This is a genomic window from Streptomyces sp. NPDC039424 (genome assembly GCF_055639495.1).
Genome location: NZ_JBVKAI010000001.1, coordinates 205,428 through 221,851 on the forward strand (window position 1 = coordinate 205,428; position 16,424 = coordinate 221,851).

At 73.2% G+C, this 16,424-nt stretch carries 18 protein-coding genes and 1 tRNA gene; 13 read left to right on the plus strand and 6 right to left on the minus strand.

Annotated elements, in window-relative coordinates; all coding sequences use genetic code 11:
- Positions 1 to 29: 29 nt before the first annotated feature.
- On the minus strand, positions 30 to 1,217 hold the full coding sequence (locus ACZ7L0_RS01010; RefSeq protein ID WP_471240252.1) for a thiolase family protein: 1,188 nt from the start codon (positions 1,215 to 1,217) through the stop codon (positions 30 to 32).
- 125 nt (positions 1,218 to 1,342) lie between these two features.
- Here ACZ7L0_RS01010 and ACZ7L0_RS01015 point away from each other — a divergent pair, with 125 nt between their 5' ends.
- The 6 genes from ACZ7L0_RS01015 to ACZ7L0_RS01040 all read left to right on the plus strand — a co-directional run bounded on the left by ACZ7L0_RS01015 (position 1,343) and on the right by ACZ7L0_RS01040 (position 4,904).
- A complete protein-coding gene (locus tag ACZ7L0_RS01015) occupies positions 1,343 to 2,164 on the plus strand; it encodes an alpha/beta fold hydrolase (RefSeq protein WP_471240253.1) in 822 nt (273 codons plus the stop codon).
- A 68-nt stretch (positions 2,165 to 2,232) separates the two neighbouring features.
- On the plus strand, positions 2,233 to 2,499 hold the full coding sequence (locus ACZ7L0_RS01020) for a WhiB family transcriptional regulator (protein WP_471240254.1): 267 nt from the start codon (positions 2,233 to 2,235) through the stop codon (positions 2,497 to 2,499).
- Complete coding sequence (locus ACZ7L0_RS01025; protein ID WP_471240255.1) at positions 2,496 to 2,981, plus strand: Dps family protein; 486 nt, start codon at positions 2,496 to 2,498, stop codon at positions 2,979 to 2,981. The genes ACZ7L0_RS01020 and ACZ7L0_RS01025 overlap by 4 nt, the downstream gene beginning before the upstream one ends.
- A 44-nt stretch (positions 2,982 to 3,025) precedes the next feature.
- Entirely contained in the window at positions 3,026 to 3,370 is a 345-nt protein-coding gene (locus ACZ7L0_RS01030; protein ID WP_471240256.1) for a DUF3140 domain-containing protein, read from the plus strand.
- Between the two features lie 2 nt (positions 3,371 to 3,372).
- The gene (locus ACZ7L0_RS01035) at positions 3,373 to 4,029 is read left to right on the plus strand and encodes an endonuclease (protein WP_471240257.1); all 657 of its coding nucleotides are present in this window, start codon (positions 3,373 to 3,375) and stop codon (positions 4,027 to 4,029) included.
- Between the two features lie 65 nt (positions 4,030 to 4,094).
- Positions 4,095 to 4,904, plus strand: coding sequence for an SAM-dependent methyltransferase (locus ACZ7L0_RS01040; RefSeq protein WP_471240258.1), 810 nt, complete (start codon positions 4,095 to 4,097; stop codon positions 4,902 to 4,904).
- A 25-nt stretch (positions 4,905 to 4,929) separates the two neighbouring features.
- On the opposite strand, the gene ACZ7L0_RS01045 is transcribed toward ACZ7L0_RS01040, so the two are convergent.
- Positions 4,930 to 5,793 carry a Cof-type HAD-IIB family hydrolase gene (locus tag ACZ7L0_RS01045; protein WP_471240259.1) on the minus strand — a complete coding sequence of 288 codons (864 nt, stop codon included), beginning with the start codon at positions 5,791 to 5,793 and terminating at the stop codon, positions 4,930 to 4,932.
- A gap of 116 nt (positions 5,794 to 5,909) precedes the next feature.
- Here ACZ7L0_RS01045 and ACZ7L0_RS01050 point away from each other — a divergent pair, with 116 nt between their 5' ends.
- From ACZ7L0_RS01050 to ACZ7L0_RS01065, 4 genes are all read left to right on the plus strand, one after another.
- Entirely contained in the window at positions 5,910 to 6,743 is an 834-nt protein-coding gene (locus tag ACZ7L0_RS01050) for an SAM-dependent methyltransferase (RefSeq protein WP_471240260.1), read from the plus strand.
- 20 nt (positions 6,744 to 6,763) lie between these two features.
- The gene (locus ACZ7L0_RS01055) at positions 6,764 to 8,167 is read left to right on the plus strand and encodes a type I glutamate--ammonia ligase (RefSeq protein ID WP_471240261.1); all 1,404 of its coding nucleotides are present in this window, start codon (positions 6,764 to 6,766) and stop codon (positions 8,165 to 8,167) included.
- 2 nt (positions 8,168 to 8,169) lie between these two features.
- Positions 8,170 to 9,336, plus strand: coding sequence for an amidohydrolase family protein (locus tag ACZ7L0_RS01060; protein WP_471240262.1), 1,167 nt, complete (start codon positions 8,170 to 8,172; stop codon positions 9,334 to 9,336).
- Between the two features lie 66 nt (positions 9,337 to 9,402).
- The gene (locus ACZ7L0_RS01065) at positions 9,403 to 9,930 is read left to right on the plus strand and encodes an NUDIX hydrolase family protein (RefSeq protein ID WP_471240955.1); all 528 of its coding nucleotides are present in this window, start codon (positions 9,403 to 9,405) and stop codon (positions 9,928 to 9,930) included.
- Between the two features lie 14 nt (positions 9,931 to 9,944).
- Here the strand turns inward: ACZ7L0_RS01065 and ACZ7L0_RS01070 are convergent, their stop codons facing one another.
- Complete coding sequence (locus ACZ7L0_RS01070; protein WP_471240263.1) at positions 9,945 to 11,027, minus strand: hypothetical protein; 1,083 nt, start codon at positions 11,025 to 11,027, stop codon at positions 9,945 to 9,947.
- 180 nt (positions 11,028 to 11,207) lie between these two features.
- Entirely contained in the window at positions 11,208 to 13,034 is a 1,827-nt protein-coding gene (locus ACZ7L0_RS01075) for an ABC transporter ATP-binding protein (protein ID WP_471240264.1), read from the minus strand.
- Between the two features lie 110 nt (positions 13,035 to 13,144).
- Between ACZ7L0_RS01075 and ACZ7L0_RS01080 the strand changes: the two genes are divergently transcribed.
- Positions 13,145 to 14,146, plus strand: a complete 1,002-nt coding sequence (locus tag ACZ7L0_RS01080; RefSeq protein ID WP_471240956.1) for a glycoside hydrolase family 43 protein — start codon at positions 13,145 to 13,147, stop codon at positions 14,144 to 14,146.
- 90 nt (positions 14,147 to 14,236) lie between these two features.
- On the opposite strand, the gene ACZ7L0_RS01085 is transcribed toward ACZ7L0_RS01080, so the two are convergent.
- Positions 14,237 to 14,310 (minus strand) — tRNA-Pro (locus ACZ7L0_RS01085).
- 137 nt (positions 14,311 to 14,447) lie between these two features.
- Between ACZ7L0_RS01085 and ACZ7L0_RS01090 the strand changes: the two genes are divergently transcribed.
- Both ACZ7L0_RS01090 and ACZ7L0_RS01095 read left to right on the plus strand, forming a co-directional pair.
- A complete protein-coding gene (locus tag ACZ7L0_RS01090) occupies positions 14,448 to 15,131 on the plus strand; it encodes a transketolase (protein WP_471240265.1) in 684 nt (227 codons plus the stop codon).
- A 40-nt stretch (positions 15,132 to 15,171) separates the two neighbouring features.
- On the plus strand, positions 15,172 to 16,098 hold the full coding sequence (locus ACZ7L0_RS01095) for a transketolase family protein (RefSeq protein WP_471240266.1): 927 nt from the start codon (positions 15,172 to 15,174) through the stop codon (positions 16,096 to 16,098).
- Here ACZ7L0_RS01095 and ACZ7L0_RS01100 read toward each other — a convergent pair.
- Positions 16,068 to 16,424: an MmcQ/YjbR family DNA-binding protein gene (locus tag ACZ7L0_RS01100; protein ID WP_471240267.1), complete on the minus strand. Its 357-nt coding sequence runs from the start codon at positions 16,422 to 16,424 to the stop codon at positions 16,068 to 16,070. The two genes, ACZ7L0_RS01095 and ACZ7L0_RS01100, sit on opposite strands and share 31 nt — an antisense overlap.

Here is a 16,424-nt window from a genome sequence, read left to right on the forward strand (position 1 = left end):
AGGGGCAGGCGGGACTTTGCGGACACGGCCTAGTGCCGCTCGACGAGTACCGCGCTGCCCTGCCCCACGCCCACGCACATCGTCGCCAGCCCTCGGGCCGCCCCCGTACGCCGCATGCGGTGCAGCAGCGTGGTGAGGATGCGGGCGCCGGAGCAGCCCAGGGGGTGGCCGAGGGCGATCGCTCCGCCGGTGGGGTTCACCAGCTCGGGGTCGATGCCGAGCCGGTCCACGCAGGCCAGGGCCTGGGCGGCGAAGGCCTCGTTGAACTCGGCCTCCGCGAGGTCGGCGACCTCCCAGCCCGCCCGGGCGAGCGCCTTCAGGGTGGCGGGGACGGGGCCGATGCCCATCACGTCGGGGTGCACGCCCGCCGAGGCGCCGGCCACGTAGCGGCCCAGGGACTCCAGGCCCAGCTCGTTCAGGGCCTCCTCGCTGACCAGCAGCAGTCCGGCCGCGCCGTCGTTCATCGGCGAGGCGTTGCCGGCGGTGACCGTGCCGCCCTCGCGGAAGACGGGCTTCAGCCGGGACAGCTTCTCGTAGGAGGTGTCCTCGCGGACGCACTCGTCGGCGTCCACGACCACGCCGTCGGGGCGCTCGACGGGCAGGAGTTCGTCGTCGAAGTGGCCGTCCTTGCGGGCGGCGGCGGCCCGTTGGTGGCTGCGCAGCGCGAACTCGTCCTGGCGTTCGCGCGGGATGCCGTACCGTGCGGCGACCTCCTCGGCGGTCTCGCCCATGGACAGCAGCCCGTGCAGGTCCTTCATCGCCGGGTTGACCAGGCGCCAGCCGAGGCGGGTGTCGACGGTCTCGACGCGGTGCGGCAGCGCCTCGTCGGGGCGGGGCAGCACGAAGGGGGCGCGGCTCATCGACTCCGAGCCGCCCGCGACCACGATGTCGGCCTCGCCGGCGGCGACGGTGCGGGCGGCGAGGGTGACGGCCTCCAGGCCGGAGGCGCACAGCCGGTTGACGGTGGCGCCGGGCACGGTCTCGGGGAGGCCCGCGAGCAGGGCGGCCATGCGGGCGACATTGCGGTTGTCCTCGCCCGCCTGGTTGGCGGCGCCCCAGTAGACGTCGTCGATCCGGGCGGGGTCGAGGGCGGGGATCTCCGCGACGAGGGTGCGGATCACGGTGGCCGCGAGGTCGTCGGGGCGCACGGAGGACAGGGCTCCGCGCAGTTTGCCGATGGGGGTGCGGCGGGCGGCCGCGAAATGGACGGGACGCACGGGGAGGACTCCTGACCGACTGTTTCCGCACTTGTTAATTAGCACCGCTAGTTTTGGACTATAGACCGCCCACCGGCCCGCTGGGAAGATCCCCGGGTACCGTCACCGACGCAGCCGGAGGAGCCATGGCCGACGCCCGCGAGCACGTCCTGACCGGGACGCGGGGCACGATCACCGCACGCGAGTGGCCGCACCCCCGGCCGCGCTACCTCGCCCTCGTGGTGCACGGGTACGGGGAGCACATCGGCCGGTACGGGGAGCTGGCCGCCGTGCTCGGCGCGCACGGCGCGGCCGTGTTCGGGCCCGACCACATGGGCCACGGCAGGTCGGCCGGCGAGCGGGTGGTGGTCGAGGACTTCGAGGACGTGGTCACCGACGTGCACGCGGTGGCCCGGTCGGCCCGCGCCGCGCACCCCGGCCTGCCGCTGGTCCTCGTCGGCCACTCGATGGGCGGCCTGATCGCGGCCCGTCACGCCCAGCGGTACGGTGCCGAGCTCGCCGCGCTCGTGCTGTCCGGCCCGGTGATCGGCGCCTGGGAGCTGCCGGGACGGATGCTCGCCCTCCCCGAGATCCCGGACACCCCCGTCAGCCCCGCCGCGCTCTCCCGCGACCCGGCGGTGGGCGCCGCGTACACCGCCGATCCGCTGGTCTGGCACGGTCCGATGAAGCGGCCGACGCTGCAGGCGTTCGTACGGACCCTGGAAACCGTCGACGAGGGCGGCGACGTGGGCCCGCTCCCGGTGCTGTGGCTGCACGGCGACGACGACCGGCTGGTCCCGCTGCCCGGCAGCCGCCCCGGCGTCGAGCGGCTGACCGGGGGCCGGGCGACCGGGCGGATCTACGCCGGGGCCCGGCACGAGGTGTTCCACGAGACCAACCGCGCCGAGGTCTTCGCGGACCTGACCGCCTTCCTGGACGGCGTGTTCACGGCACCGGACACGGCCTAGGGCGGAACCCGGATACGCCCTGCTCGGCGCCGCGTTTGCCGGTGTACGCGCGGGGCACCCGCGCCCCCATGGAGTGGTTGCGCACTGCCGCCTGCGTGGGCGAGGACCCCGAGCTGTTCTTCCCGGTGGGCACGACCGGACCGGCGCTGCGGGATGTCGCCGCCGCCAAGCGCGTCTGTGCCCGTTGCCCGGTGATCACCCAGTGTCTGGCCTACGCACTGGCGAACGGCCAGACCTCCGGCGTCTGGGGTGGCACCTGCGAACAGGAGCGCGACGCACTGCTCCGTGAGTCCAGGCACGACAGAGAGCTCGAGAAGGAGAGAAGCGCCCTATGACCGTGGTGAAGAGCACGCTGCCCGAGGAATCGCTCCGGGTGACCGGCAACGCCCTCCAGGAGACCCTCGTGGACCTGCTGGGGCTGTCGCTGATCGGGAAGCAGGCGCACTGGAACATCGTGGGACCCCGGTTCCGGTCGATCCATCTGCAGCTCGACGAGGTGGTGACGGCGGCGCGCGACTACGCCGACACGGTCGCGGAGCGCGCCGCGGCGCTGGGCGTGGCGCCGGACGGGCGCCCGGAGACCATCTCCGCGACCTTCGCGCTGCCCGGCACCAAGGACGGCTGGCTGCGCGACACGGAGGTCGTACAGCTGCTGGTGGAGTCGCTGCAGGCGGCGATCGGGCGGCTGCGCGAACGGATCGACGCGACCGAGAAGGCCGACCCCGTCACCCAGGACCTGCTGATCGGCATCACCGCCGACCTGGAGAAGCAGCGCTGGATGTTCGAGGCCGAGAACTGGCCGCCCGAGGACAAGTGACCCGCGCGGCCCGAAGCACACGTACGTACGGAAGGGGACACGGCATGGCCGACGCCCTCGAACTCGACGCGCTGTGGGAGGACTTCCACCGCGTGGTGAACATGACCTCGCAGGAACTGGCCGCCTGGCTGCGGGTGCGCGACGCCGACGAGAACGCGGAGCCGCTGCCGGACGAGGCGGGCACTCCCACCGGGCAGCATGTGCTGGCGATCCTGCAGAAGCGGCGCACGGACCTCACCGACGACGACATCCGGGTGATGTACAGGGTCGTGGACCGGGTCACCGGCCTGGTGGACGTGGAGAACGAGCCGCTGCCGGAGATCACGCCCGAGGACACCCGCCGCCGGCACCAGCTGATGACCATCGGCCACGACCCGCTCAAGCCGTAGCCGTGACCGGCGCCGAGCGGTCCGGCCGGATCCTCGCCGAGCTGGTGTCCGGGTACGGGCGGACGTACGCGCAGGAGGCGGGCATCCGGCTGAGGGACACCCCGCAGCCGCTGTACCGGCTCCTCGTCCTGGCGGTGCTGCTCAGCGCCCGGATCCGCGCCTCGGTCGCGGTGGCCGCCGCCCGGGCCCTGCACGAGTCGGGCCTCGACACCGCGCGCCGCATGGCCGGGTCCGACTGGCAGGAGCGGGTCGACGCGCTGGGCCGCGGCGGCTACCGGCGCTACGACGAGCGCACCGCCACCCAACTCGGCGACGGCGCCGAGCTGTTGACCGAGCGGTGGGCCGGCGACCCGCGCCGGATGCGCGCCGCGGCCGACGGCGACCTCGGCGAACTGAAGCGGCTGCTGCGGGAGATACCGGGACTGGGCCCGGCGGGCGCCGACATCTTCCTGCGCGAGGCGCAGCGGGTGTGGCCGGAGGTGGCGCCGTACCTGGACGGCAAGGCGCTCGCCGGCGCGGAGCGGCTGGGCCTGCCGACGGACCCCGAGCGGCTGCTGGACCTCGCCGGTGACACCGAACCGGCCGTGCTCGCCGCCGCGTTGGTGCGCGCCGCCCTGGACAAACAGGTGACCGAAGACAGCCTTCGACGCGCCGTGTGATCATGCCAGACTGCTCGCGGGCCCCGCCTGGGCGGGCGGGGCCGCACGAGCAGAGGGAGCACCGCGTGACCGGGACCGAGCCGGCCCTGACCGAGATCGACACGACCCGGCCGCATCCGGCCCGGGTGTACGACTGGTTCCTCGGCGGCAAGGACAACTACCCGGTCGACGAGCGGCTCGGGCGGCAGATCATGGCGATCGAGGCCGGTGCGCCGCGGGCCGCGCGCGCCAACCGCGCGTTCATGCGGCGGGCCACCCGGCTGCTGGCCGGGGAGGCGGGAATCCGCCAGTTCCTCGACATCGGCACCGGCATCCCCACCGAGCCCAACCTCCACCAGGTCGCCCAGTCCGTGGCCCCGGACGCGCGGGTGGTCTACGTCGACAACGACCCGATCGTGCTGGCCCACGCGGGCGCCCTGCTGCGCGGCACCCCCGAGGGCGTGACGGAGTACGTCCAGGCCGACGCCCGCGAACCCGCCGCCATCCTCGAACAGGCCGCCCGCGTACTGGACTTCGGCCGGCCGGTCGCCCTGTCCCTCATCGCCCTGCTGCACTTCATCGCGGACGAGGACGGCGCCCCCGACCTGGTGGCCACCCTGCTCGGCGCTCTGGCTCCGGGCAGCTGCCTGGTCCTGTCGGCGATGACCGCCGACTTCGAGCCCGAGAACGTCCGGCGGGGCGTCGCGGCGTACGCGGCGGGCGGGGTGACCCTGGTGCCGCGCTCGCGGACCGAAGTCGGCCGGTTCCTCGCCGGACTCGACCTTCTGGAGCCGGGGATCGTCTCCGTGGCGGACTGGCGTGCCGAAGCGGCGGACCAGGACGGGGCGGGCCCGGTGTCCCTGTACGGCGCGGTCGGGCGCAAGCCCACCGGCTGAGAGGGGCCGGAGAACTGAGCGGGGCTCAGGCCTCGGGTATCCCCAGCACCCGGGCGACGGTGCGCAGCACGCCGTTGTCGTTGTTGGAGGGGGCCAGGTGGCGGGCCCGGCGGATGACCTCGGGGTGGGCGCCCGCCATGGCGAAGGACCACTCGGCGGCGTCCAGCATCTCCAGGTCGTTGAGGTAGTCGCCGAACACCATGGTCTGCGCGGGCGTGATGCCCAGCTCGCGCTGGAGGAGGCGCAGGGCGGCACCCTTGTTGGCGGTGGGGTTCATGACGTCGACCCAGTGCTCGCCGGAGACGACCACCTGGTGGGTGGCGGTGAACTCGGCCAGCGCGGGGGCGGTGGTCCGCTCGGCCGGGCCGAAGTCGAACAGCGCCACCTTGATCACCTCGTCCTCGACGGCGGTGACGTCCTCGACGATCCGGTGCTCCACGTAGTACCGGCGCACCTCGGCGAGGAAGGCCTCGTCGGTCCGCTCGACGTAGGCGGACCGCTTGCCGCAGACCACCGCGCCGACGTCCGTGCCGCCGGCCACCAGCCGCCGCACGGTTCGCGCGAGGCGGGCCACGACCGGCTTCCGCAGCGGGTCGGAGCTGAGTTCCACCCCGTCGCGGACCACGTACGTGCCGTTCTCCGCGATGAACACCATGCCCTCGGCCACCTCGGCGAACTGCCGGGCCAGCGTGGCGTACTGCCGGCCGCTCGCCGGGCTGAACAGCACCCCGCGCCGGCGCAGTTCGGCCAGCATCGGCCACAGTCCCTCCGGGATCCGCTTGTCGTCGTCGAGGAGCGTGCCGTCCATGTCGGTGACGACGAGGCGGATGTCGGCGGAGCCGGCCGGGAGGCCGGAGGCGGTCGAGAGGGACGAGGGGGAGGCGGACATGTGCTGCTTCCGGTCGGCGGCGGGCGTAGGGGAACCAGTGTTCCTCATGGCCCGTCCGGGCCCGGACCCCGGCCGGTCGGCGGATTCCCGGGACAGCGCGATCACCGGACGGCACAATGGCCGCGGAGATCGCACGGGCGGGGGGCGGCGACGTGAACGAGGGCGGATCGGCGGGGCCCACCGGGTCCGTGGCGCACGCCGCGCGGGTCTGGAACTACTGGATCGGCGGTCGCGACAACTACGCGGTCGACCAGCGGGTCGGCGAGCAGGTCGCCGGGATGCTGCCGGTGATCCGGGACGTGGCGCGCGCGGACCGCGAGTTCCTCGGGCGGGCGGTGCGGCTGCTGGCCGAAGAGCACGAGGTGCGGCAGTTCCTGGACATCGGCACCGGGCTGCCGACGGCGGAGAACACCCACGAGATCGCCCAGGGCATCGCGCCGGAGTCACGGATCGTGTACGTGGACAACGACCCGATCGTACTGATGTACGCCCGCACCCTGCTGACCAGCAGCGCGGAGGGCGTCACCGACTACGTCGACGCCGACGTGCACGACCCGGACGGCATCGTCCGGCGCGCCGCCGAGACCCTCGACCTCACCCGGCCGGTCGCGGTGATGATGCTGGGCATCCTCAACTTCGTCCTGGACGACGGCGCGGCGCGGGACGCCGTGCGCCGGATCATGGCGGCGGTCCCCTCGGGCAGCTTCCTGGTGCTGACGCACCCCACCTGCGACCCGGAGCTGGGCGGCGCGGGCAACGAGGCGGCGATGCGGTTCTGGAACGAGCACGCCACCCCGCCGGTCACCGCCCGCGACCGCGCCCGGACCGCCGCCCTCTTCGACGGGCTCCAATTGCTCGAACCGGGCCTGGTGCCCTGCTCCCGGTGGCGTGCCGGGCCCGGCTCCCCGGCCGTGGTACCGCAGTTCGGCGGGGTGGCCGTGAAACCCTGACCGGAACCGGAGGAGGACGGATGACCACCCTTGCCGATCCCGTGCCCGGCGGGCGCCCCGGCGACGTCCAGCGGGCCACCGCGCTCGCCGCCGAGCTGACCGGGCGGGGCGTGCACGGCGTCGTGCTGGCCTACGTCGACACCGCGGGCATCGGCCGGGTGAAGACGGTCCCGGCGGCGCGGCTGCCCTCGGCGGCCGCCTGGGGCGTCGGCATGTCGCCGGTCTTCGACACCTTCCTGGCGAACGATTCCATCGTCACCACCGACGTCCTCGGCTCCCCGGACGGCGACCTGCGCCTCTACCCGGACCTCGACCGGCTGGTGGTCCTGGCCGGGCAGCCCGGCTGGGCCTGGGCCCCGGTCGACCGGATCACGCAGGAGGGCGAGCGGCACCCCGGATGCGGGCGCACCTTCCTGCGGCGGATCGTCACGGACGCCACCGAGCGGTACGGCCTCTCCTTCCGCGCCGCCGTGGAGGTCGAGTGGGCCGTGGGGCTGGCCTCGGCGCCCGGCGGGGAGTTCGTCCCGGCGGTGTCCGGCCCGGCGTACGGCGCCGTCCGGCAGGTGGAGCTGAGCGACTACGGCGCCGACCTGCTCGCGGCCTGCGCGGCACAGGGCATCGACGTGGAGCAGTTCCACCCCGAGTACGCGGCCGGCCAGTTCGAGCTGTCGGCGGGCGCCCTGGACCCGGTGGCCGCCGCCGACCGGAGCGTGCTGGTACGGCAGACCGTCCGGGCCGTGGCCCAGCGGCACGGCCTGCGCGTCTCCTTCGCCCCGGCCGTTCTCGCCGAGGGCGTCGGCAACGGCGGCCATCTGCATCTCTCCGCCTGGCGCGAGGGGGCGAACCTGCACGCCGGGGGGCCGGGCCGGTACGGCATGACGGCCGGGGCCGAGTCGTTCGCGGCCGGGATCCTCGCGCACCTGCCCGCCCTGACGGCGGTGACCGCGCCCAGCCCGGCCAGCTACCTCCGGCTCAAACCCTCCCAGTGGGCGGGGGTGTTCACCGCCTGGGGCCGGGAGACCCGGGAGGCGGCGGTGCGCGTGGTCACCGGTACCGCGGGCCACCGGGAGCAGTCGGCGAACCTCGAGGTCAAGCCGGTCGACCTGGCCGCCAACCCGTACCTCGCCCTCGGCTGCGTCATCGCCGCCGGACTCCACGGCGTCGCCTCGGCGGCGGCGCTGCCCGAGGAGACCACCGGGGACCCGGCCCGGTTCGACGCCGGGGAGGCGGCGGCGCGGGGCGTGCGCCGGCTGCCTCTCTCGCTGCCGGAGGCCGTCGCCGAGTTCCGCCGCGACGAGGTCCTGCGCACGGCGCTGGGCCCGGTCCTGGCCGACGCGGTGACCGCCGTGCGCCTCGGTGAGGCGGCGGCCGTGGACGGGCTGGACGACGAGCGGGTCGCGGCGGCCTACCGCTGGAGGTACTGACCGTGGGCGGCCCGGCGTCCGGCCCGGTCCAGGAGTTCCTCGACGCCCTGCCGCTGGTCGACCACCACTGCCACGGCGCCGTCACCGCCGATCTCGGCCCCGAGGAGTTCGCCTCGCTGCTCACCGAGGGCGAGGGCCGGCCCGGCAGCGGGACCTCCCCCTTCGACACCCCCGCCGGTGTGGCCGTACGGCGGCACTGCGCTCCCCTGCTGGACCTGCCCCGGCACGCTCCCGCCGCCTACACGGCGCGGCGGGCGGCGCTGGGCTGGCGCGAGGTCAACCGGCGGTTCCTCGCGGCGGCCGGGGCGGAGGTGTTCTGCGTGGACATGGGCTACGCCCCGCACCCGGTGACCTCCCCGGCGGACCTGGCGGACGCCTCGGGCGGTACGGCGTACGAGATCGTCCGGCTGGAGGGCGTGGCCGAGTCGGTGGCCGCGCGGGGCGTGGAGGCGGGCGAGTACGCGAGCGCGTTCGGGGCGGCGGCCAGGGCCGCCGTGAGCCGGCCGGGGGTGGTGGCGGTGAAGTCCGTGGCCGCCTACCGCACCGGCTTCGCCCTGGACCCGGCGCGGCCCGCCGGCGCCGAGGTGACGGAGGCGGCCCGGCGCTGGCTCGCGCACGGCGGCCGGCTGGCCGACCCGGTCCTCGTACGCCACCTGCTGTGGACCGCCGTCGACCTCGGTCTGCCGCTGCAGCTGCACACCGGGTTCGGGGACGACGACATCCGGCTGCACCGGGCCGACCCGGCCCTTCTGACGGACTGGCTGCACCTGACGTCCGGCACGATCCCGGTGCTGCTGCTGCACTGCTGGCCCTACCAGCGCCAAGCCGCCTATCTGGCCGCCGTGTTCGAGCGGGTGTACCTGGACGTCGGGCTGACTCTGCACCACGTGGGCCCGGCCCGCTCGCGGGCGATCCTGGAGGAAGCCCTGGAGATCACACCGTTCCGCAAACTTCTGTACAGCTCCGACGCGTACGGTGTGGCCGAATTCCACCACCTCGGGGCGCTGTGCTTCCGCCGGGGGCTGGCCGCGCTGCTCCAGGAGCGGGTCGACGCCGACGAGCTGGGTCTGCCCGACGCCCTGCGGATCGCCGCCTGGACGGGGCGCGACAACGCCCGCCGCCTGTACCGACTGCCCTCGCCGGAGCCTCCCGTACCGGGCCGTCCGTGACCGCCGTCTGTGACTGAGGCCACGCCATTCCCGATCCCCGGAAAGTATGATCAAGCAATGTCTGACATGACCGAAACCACGCCCGGCTGGCTGACCCCCGACGAGCTGGAGATGGCGCGCGCCCGCATGCCGATCCTGTACGTGGAGGCCGTGCCGGTGCGCGTCGACGACAGCGGCGAAGTCACCAGCATCGGACTGCTGCTCCGTATCGGACCGGACGGAACGGTCAGCCGGACGCTGGTCTCCGGCCGTGTCCTGCACCACGAGCGGGTCCGCGACGCGCTGCTGCGGCACCTGGAGAAGGACCTCGGCCCGGTGGCCCTCCCCCGGGTCCCCGCCTCCCTGCAGCCGTTCACGGTCGCCGAGTACTTCCCCACCGCGGGCATCACGCCGTACCACGACCCCCGTCAGCACGCGGTGTCCCTCGCCTACATCGTTCCGGTCTCCGGCGACTGCCGGCCCCGGCAGGACGCGCTGGACCTGGTGTGGTTCAGCCCGCAGGAGGCGGCGTCAGCGGCGCTGCAGAGCGAGATGCCGGGCGGCCACGGGGTGCTGCTGAAGCAGGCCCTCGCCCATGTGGGTCACGTCTCCTGAGGCGGGGCCCCGCGTCACACCTTCGCCCGCGTCCAGGACCGGCCCGGCCGGCTGCCGGAGGCGGCGTGGACCGTGCGCGAGTCGCGGCCGGCGTGCGCGTTCATCGCCGACCACAGCCGGTGCCGGAAGGTGAACCCCGGGGCCGGTCCCGCCTTGGCGGAGCGCTCCCGGACGTCGGCCTTCGTGCACAGCAGGTCCCACACCCGGTCCGGGCACTCCCCGCGCCGCCACAGGAAGTCGCAGTACGGAATGTGCGCGATCTCCAGGTTGAGCCAGCCGTCCTTGGTCAGCGCGCCGTTCCATTCCCCCGCGCGGAGTTTCAGGTAGCCGCGCGGCCGGCCGGACTTGTCGGCGCTGGTGACGTAGAGCACGCGGACGAAGCCCGGGGTGTGCTCCAGCACCACCACCGGGCGCTCCTTGTAGGTGTCGTCGTCGTGGGTGAGCTCGGCCGTCCATACGTAGCCCACCGCCGGCGGCCAGGAGGTGACACCCGGCGGCGCGGGACGAGCCGGTGGACCGAACCGCAGCCAGCGCACCAGCCGGACGACCGCGACCAGCGCGCATCCCCCGGACAACGCCACCAGCGACCACCACAGCAGGGCCAGGAACCGGGCCCCGGTGGCCGAGTCCTGCGGATCGGGGACGAGGGTGCCGCCGGCACGGTGGATCCAGTACCCGGTGGCGACGGCCACGAGTGCCTTCTTCGCCGCCGTCCACAGCAGCACCAGCGGGAAGTAGCCGTGGTCCGCGATCCGCAGCAGGGCCAGCACCGCGGCCGTCGCCGCGAACACCACCATCCACTGGGTTATCGCGGGGGAGGACCGGAAAGCCCCCGCCTCCAGCGCCGCCGCCGCGGCACAGACGACGGCCACCGCGCGTGCCGCCAGGAGCAGCCGGTTGCCCTTGAGCCGTCCGGGCGCCACCGTGCGGACCATGGGGAAGGCGACCAGCGGGCAGCACGCGAGCAGCGCCAGGGCTAGCCGGCTGTCCCCGAGACCGGCGAAGCCGAGGTGCAGCAGCGGAAAGGCCAGAACCCACATGACCCAGGTGCCGAACGCCACGGCGAACGGCGCCGCCGTCGAGAACTCGGGCGTCAACCGCTTCGCCCTGAACCGCGGCCGCTGAACCCCTCCGGCCAGCGGCGTGATCAGACACACCAGAAGTACGGCCCCCGCCAGGAATGCTTGCACGTGCCCCCCGATCTCGTTGCTGGGAGCAGCATGGCGCAAGTCCGTCGGGCCTGTCGGGTTTCCGTCGTCCGGCCCCTGCCGGGCCGGTCAGTCTGGTAGGACGCGCAGGTCCGCCCGGGCGGGGTCGTCGTCGAGGAAGCCGCCCGACTGGTGCTGCCACAGCTTCGCGTAGGCGCCGTCCGACGCGAGCAGTTCCCGGTGCGTGCCCTGCTCGACGATCCGTCCGCGGTCGAGGACGACGAGCCGGTCCATGCCGGCCACCGTGCTCAGCCGGTGCGCCACCACGAGCGCCGTCCGCCCCTCCATCAGCCGCCACAGCGCGTCCTGGACGAGGATCTCGCTCTCGGAGTCCAGGGCGCTGGTCGCCTCGTCGAGCAGCAGGACCGGCGCGTCGCGCAGGATCGCCCGGGCGAGGGCGACCCGCTGGCGCTGCCCGCCGGACAGCTTGACCCCGCGCTCGCCCACCATGGTGTCGAAGCCGTCCGGCAGCGCGTCGGCGAACTCCGTGACGTGCGCCGCCTCGGCCGCGCGGCGGATCTCGGCGTCGGTGGCGTCCGGCCGGGCGAACGCGATGTTGTCCCGCAGCGTGCGGTGGAACATCGCGGGGTCCTGCGGCACGTAGGCGATCAGGCCGCGCAGGTCGGACTGGCGCAGCCGGCTGATGTCCTGACCCCCGATCAGGATCCGGCCGGAGTCGATGTCCGTCATCCGCAGCAGCAGCCGGGTGAGCGTCGTCTTGCCTCCGCCGGACCGGCCGACGAGACCGATCCGCGCGCCGCTCGGCACCGCCAGGTCGAGGCCCTCGAACAACGGCTCGGCGCCCCCGTGGGCGAAGGTCACCTGCTCGAAGCGGACGTCGGCCGAACCGGGCAGCAGCGGCTCCGCAGACGCCGGGTCGAGCACGGTCGGCGGCACCAGCAGTAGTTCGGTGAACTGCGCGGCCTCCGTCATCGAGCTCTCCAGCCGGCGGTAGATCTGGTTGAACTCGAACATGATCCGCGTCGCGTTGCCGTAGTACGTGAAGGCGACCACGACCGCCTCCACCCCGTGCTCCCCGCCGCCGAGCGCGACCGCGAGCAGCAGGCCCAGCGCGTTGGTCAGCACCGACATCGGCGCGACCAGGGTGTCGATGCGCAGGTTGCCGTAGTCCCACGACCGCAGCGTGAGCCGGCGTGACGCGGCGACCCGGGAGCGGTGTTCGGCCGCCTCGTGTTCCTCGGCGGCGAACGCCCGGACCGTGTCCATGTTCATCAGGCTGTCGGCGACGTGCCCCGACACCCGGGCGATCGCCTCCTCGCGCTGGTCGACGAGTGCCTGGCGGCGCCGGATGAGGGGCGCCACGACCAGTGCCGTCAGGGCGATCATCGTCAACAGCCCGAGGACGAGCAGCGGTTCGTAGCTCCACAGCACCACCGACCCGAACAGCAGTGGCACGAGGCTGCCCACGACCTGGAAGGTCAGTGTGTCGACGCACTCCTCGAAGCGGGAGGCGAAGCTGAGGACCCGCTTGGTCAGCGACCCGGCGAAGTTGTCGTGGAAGAACGCGGCGTCCTTCGCGAACAGTTCGTCCATGCCGATCACGTACAGGTGCTCGATACCGAGGGCGTCCAGACGGTTCAGGCAGTGCATGCCGAGGCGCCACAGCGTCTCGGCGAGCAGCAGGACGCCGGCGAAACCGAGGACGTAGGGCAGTGTCGGGCCGACGGCGGCACCGGTGTCGCCGGCGATGCGGCCGACGAGTTTGGCGACGACCAGCGGCGCGGTGTAGTTGATGCCGATGTTGCCCAGCGCCGGCAGCAGCATCGCGGGCACCGTGAGCCGCCGCAGCCGGGCCAGCTCTCGTCCGTAGTAGCGAAGGGCGAGGAGCACCGGGCCCCGGCCCGGCACAACCCCGCGCGATTCAGGCGATCCCATGCCACCCCCCGGGAATCGCAGTGTCCCGCGGCGGTGGTCACGCGGTCCAAGCGTTTTCCGCCCAAAAGCCGGGTGCGGCCTATTCTTCGACCGTGGCTGAGACCGAAGTGATGCGGCTTCCCGACATGCCGCTGCACGACCCGTTCATCGTGGCGGACGACAAAACCCGTACCTACTACCTCTACACGGCCAACGACCCATCGGTGTCGGGCACGGACGGCACCGGCACGATGGTCTACCGCAGTCACGACCTCCGTGACTGGCTGCGCCCCGTCGTGGTCTTCCTGACCGCCGAGCAGAAGGGGATCTGGGCCACCGACGGCGGCTGGGCGCCGGAGGTGCACGCATGGGGCGGCAAGTACTACCTGTTCACCACGCTGCACAACGAGGACGAGCCGCTCGCGGTATCACCGCCCGGCCCGTGGGGCACGCCGTTTCGGATACCGAACCACATGCGCGGCACCATCACGGCGGTGTCCGATTCGCTGCTGGGCCCCTTCACCGTCGTCGACCCCTCACGCCCCACCCCGCCCCAGCACCTCATGACGCTCGACGGCACGCTCTACGTCGATCCCTGCGGCCAACCGTGGATGGTGTACGCGCACGAGTGGCTGCAGACCATCGACGGGACCATGGAGGCGATCCGGCTGGCTCCGGATCTGACCCGGACCATCGGTGATCCGGTCTTCCTGTTCAAGGCCTCGGACGCGTTCTGGATCAGCGAGCAGATCCCCGCCGGCGTACCCCACCAGCTCCCGCCCTACGTCACCGACGGCCCGCAGCTGTACCACACGCCCGACGGGTCCCTGCTCATGCTGTGGTCGACGTACGAGAAGAACGTGGCTGAAAAGGACGGCACCGTCGGCGGTGGCTATGTGCAGACCTCGGCCGTCTCGACGTCCGGCAGCATCGAGGGATCGTGGCGACAGCACCGGCCGCTGGTCCGCGACGACAGCGGTCACGGCATGCTGTTCCACACCTTCGACGGCAGGCTGATGATGGTCCTCCACCGCCCCTTCACCAACGCGCGCGGGAAGCTGTACGAGATGCAACTCCTCGGTCACTGGCTACGGGTGCTCCGCCGGCGCACCGACCTCGACGGCGGCGGTTGACGCCCCCGCGCCGGACCCCGGTCGCGGAAACACGACGGAGGCCGTCCCCTCATCGCTGAGGAAACGGCCTCCGAGCTGCGACTTCAACAGTCGGGACGACAGGATTTGAACCTGCGACCCCTTGACCCCCAGTCAAGTGCGCTACCAAGCTGCGCCACGTCCCGATACTCGTTGACCTGGGGTTTCCCTGGCCGAACGCGCACGGAAACAATACCGCACTCGGGTCGGTGGTCGCGCGCTCCTTATTCGCGGGATGTTCGGGATTGACCTCAGGTTCGGTCGAGGTTGCAGGATCGTCCGCATGACGATCACGTACGCGGACCTGCCCGGGCTGATGAGCCTGATGACCGGAGACGAGAAGCACGGACCGGCGGCGACCTCGACCCTGGACGTGCTGTGGGTGCTCTACGACCGGGTGCTGCGGGTCGGCCCGCAGGGGATGGAGGACCCGGCCCGGGACCGGTTCCTGCTGAGCAAGGGGCACGGCCCGATGGCGTACTACGCCGTGCTGGCCGCGAAGGGGTTCGTGCCGGTGGAGTGGCTGCCGGACTTCGGCTCCTACGACTCGCCGCTCGGCCACCACCCGGACCGGGTGCTGGTGCCGGGTGCCGAGATCGGCAGCGGGTCGCTGGGGCACGGGCTGCCGATCGCCGTGGGCACCGCGCTGGGGCTGCGCGCCCAGGGGCTCCACGAGCCGCGGGTCTGGGTGCTCATCGGGGACGCCGAACTAGACGAGGGCAGCAACCACGAGGCGATCGCCTTCGCCGGGCCCGCGGGGCTGGAGCGGCTGCACACCGTCGTCGTCGACAACTCCTCCGCCAGCCACGCCCGGCCCGGCGGCATCGCCGCGCGCTTCGAGGCGGCCGGCTGGTCCGCCACGACCGTCGACGGACGTGATCACGAGGCGCTGTACGCGGCCTTCACCGCGCCGCACCCGGGCCGCCCGCACGTGGTCGTCGCCCGCGTCGAGCCCAAGTACGCCTGACCGCCTCCCCTCCCCCGAACTGCAGAAGGGTCCCACCGCCATGGACACCATGCGTGACCGTTTCGCCCCCGTCGTCTCGCGGCTGCTGGACGAGGATCCGCGGGTGGCGGTCGTCCTCGCCGAGATCGGCACGGACGGCTTCGCCGAGGCGCGGCGCCGGCATCCGGACCGGGTGATCAACGTCGGCATCCGTGAGCAGCTTCTGGTCGGGGCCGCGGCCGGGCTGGCGCTGACCGGACTGCGACCGGTCGTGCACACCTTCGCCAGCTTCCTCGTCGAGCGGCCGTTCGAGCAGGTCAAGCTGGACCTGGGGCACCAGGACGCCGGGGCGGTGCTGGTGAGCGCCGCGGCCTCCTTCGACTGGCCCGCCGGCGGCTACACGCACATGGCGCCCGGCGACGTGGCGCTGCTCGACACCCTGGACGGCTGGACCGTGCACGTCCCCGGGCACCCGGACGAGGCGGAGACCCTGCTCCGGCAGGCGGTCGCCGCGGGCGACGACAAGGTGTACGTCCGGCTGTCCGTGCAGGCCAACCGGCAGGCCCGCGCCGTCGACGGACAGCGGTTCGTCACCATCCGCGAGGGGCGCTCCGGCGTGGTGGTCGCCGTCGGGCCGACGCTGGACGCCGTGCTGGCCGCCACCCAGGGCCTGGACGTCACGGTCCTGTACGCGACGACCGTACGGCCCTTCGACGCGCCCGCGCTGCGCCGCGCCACACAGCGGGCGGGCACGGACGTCGTCCTCGTCGAGCCGTACCTCGCCGGGACCTCGACGGCCGCGGCGAACGACGCGCTGTCCGACCTGCCGCACCGGGTGCTGGGGCTCGGCGTCGGCCGCCGTGAGCTGCGCCGGTACGGGACCGTCGAGGAGCATCTCGCCGCGCACGGCCTGGACGCCGAGGGCCTGCGGGCCCGGATCGGCGGCTTCGTCGCAGGTCAGGCATCCGGCCTGCCCAGCTCCGGGTAGGCCTCCAGCAGCCGGGGCGGGGCCGCCTGGCGCCAGGAGTCGGCGAGGATGTCGCGCAGTTCGGCCTCGTCCTCCAGGGCGGCGAGCCGGGCCCGTACCCAGGCGAACTGGGCCTCGTGACCGGCGATCCAGAACTTCTCCGGCTCGGCCAGCACCAGTTCGTCGCGCTCCTCCTTGGGGCAGCGCACGGCGATGGACGTCTCGTCCTCGGGCAGGGTGGCGAACATCTTCCCGGCCACCCGGAAGGTGGGCATGCTCCAGGCGGTCTTCTCGGCCGTGTCCGGGAAGGAGAGGGCGATACGGCGTACGTCTTCGGCATCCGGCAT

Bases quoted from the DNA above. Each gene is read 5' to 3' on its own strand.
- ACZ7L0_RS01100 (WP_471240267.1), bottom strand. From the start codon at position 16,424: ATGCCGGATGCCGAAGACGTACGCCGTATCGCCCTCTCCTTCCCGGAC.
- ACZ7L0_RS01025 (WP_471240255.1), top strand. From the start codon at position 2,496: ATGACCGTGGTGAAGAGCACGCTGCCCGAGGAATCGCTCCGGGTGACC.
- ACZ7L0_RS01045 (WP_471240259.1), bottom strand. From the start codon at position 5,793: ATGTCCGCCTCCCCCTCGTCCCTCTCGACCGCCTCCGGCCTCCCGGCC.
- ACZ7L0_RS01050 (WP_471240260.1), top strand. From the start codon at position 5,910: ATGGCCGCGGAGATCGCACGGGCGGGGGGCGGCGACGTGAACGAGGGC.
- ACZ7L0_RS01080 (WP_471240956.1), top strand. From the start codon at position 13,145: ATGCGGCTTCCCGACATGCCGCTGCACGACCCGTTCATCGTGGCGGAC.
- ACZ7L0_RS01095 (WP_471240266.1), top strand. From the start codon at position 15,172: ATGGACACCATGCGTGACCGTTTCGCCCCCGTCGTCTCGCGGCTGCTG.
- ACZ7L0_RS01065 (WP_471240955.1), top strand. From the start codon at position 9,403: ATGACCGAAACCACGCCCGGCTGGCTGACCCCCGACGAGCTGGAGATG.
- ACZ7L0_RS01030 (WP_471240256.1), top strand. From the start codon at position 3,026: ATGGCCGACGCCCTCGAACTCGACGCGCTGTGGGAGGACTTCCACCGC.
- ACZ7L0_RS01090 (WP_471240265.1), top strand. From the start codon at position 14,448: ATGACGATCACGTACGCGGACCTGCCCGGGCTGATGAGCCTGATGACC.
- ACZ7L0_RS01015 (WP_471240253.1), top strand. From the start codon at position 1,343: ATGGCCGACGCCCGCGAGCACGTCCTGACCGGGACGCGGGGCACGATC.
- ACZ7L0_RS01055 (WP_471240261.1), top strand. From the start codon at position 6,764: ATGACCACCCTTGCCGATCCCGTGCCCGGCGGGCGCCCCGGCGACGTC.
- ACZ7L0_RS01075 (WP_471240264.1), bottom strand. From the start codon at position 13,034: ATGGGATCGCCTGAATCGCGCGGGGTTGTGCCGGGCCGGGGCCCGGTG.
- ACZ7L0_RS01020 (WP_471240254.1), top strand. From the start codon at position 2,233: ATGGAGTGGTTGCGCACTGCCGCCTGCGTGGGCGAGGACCCCGAGCTG.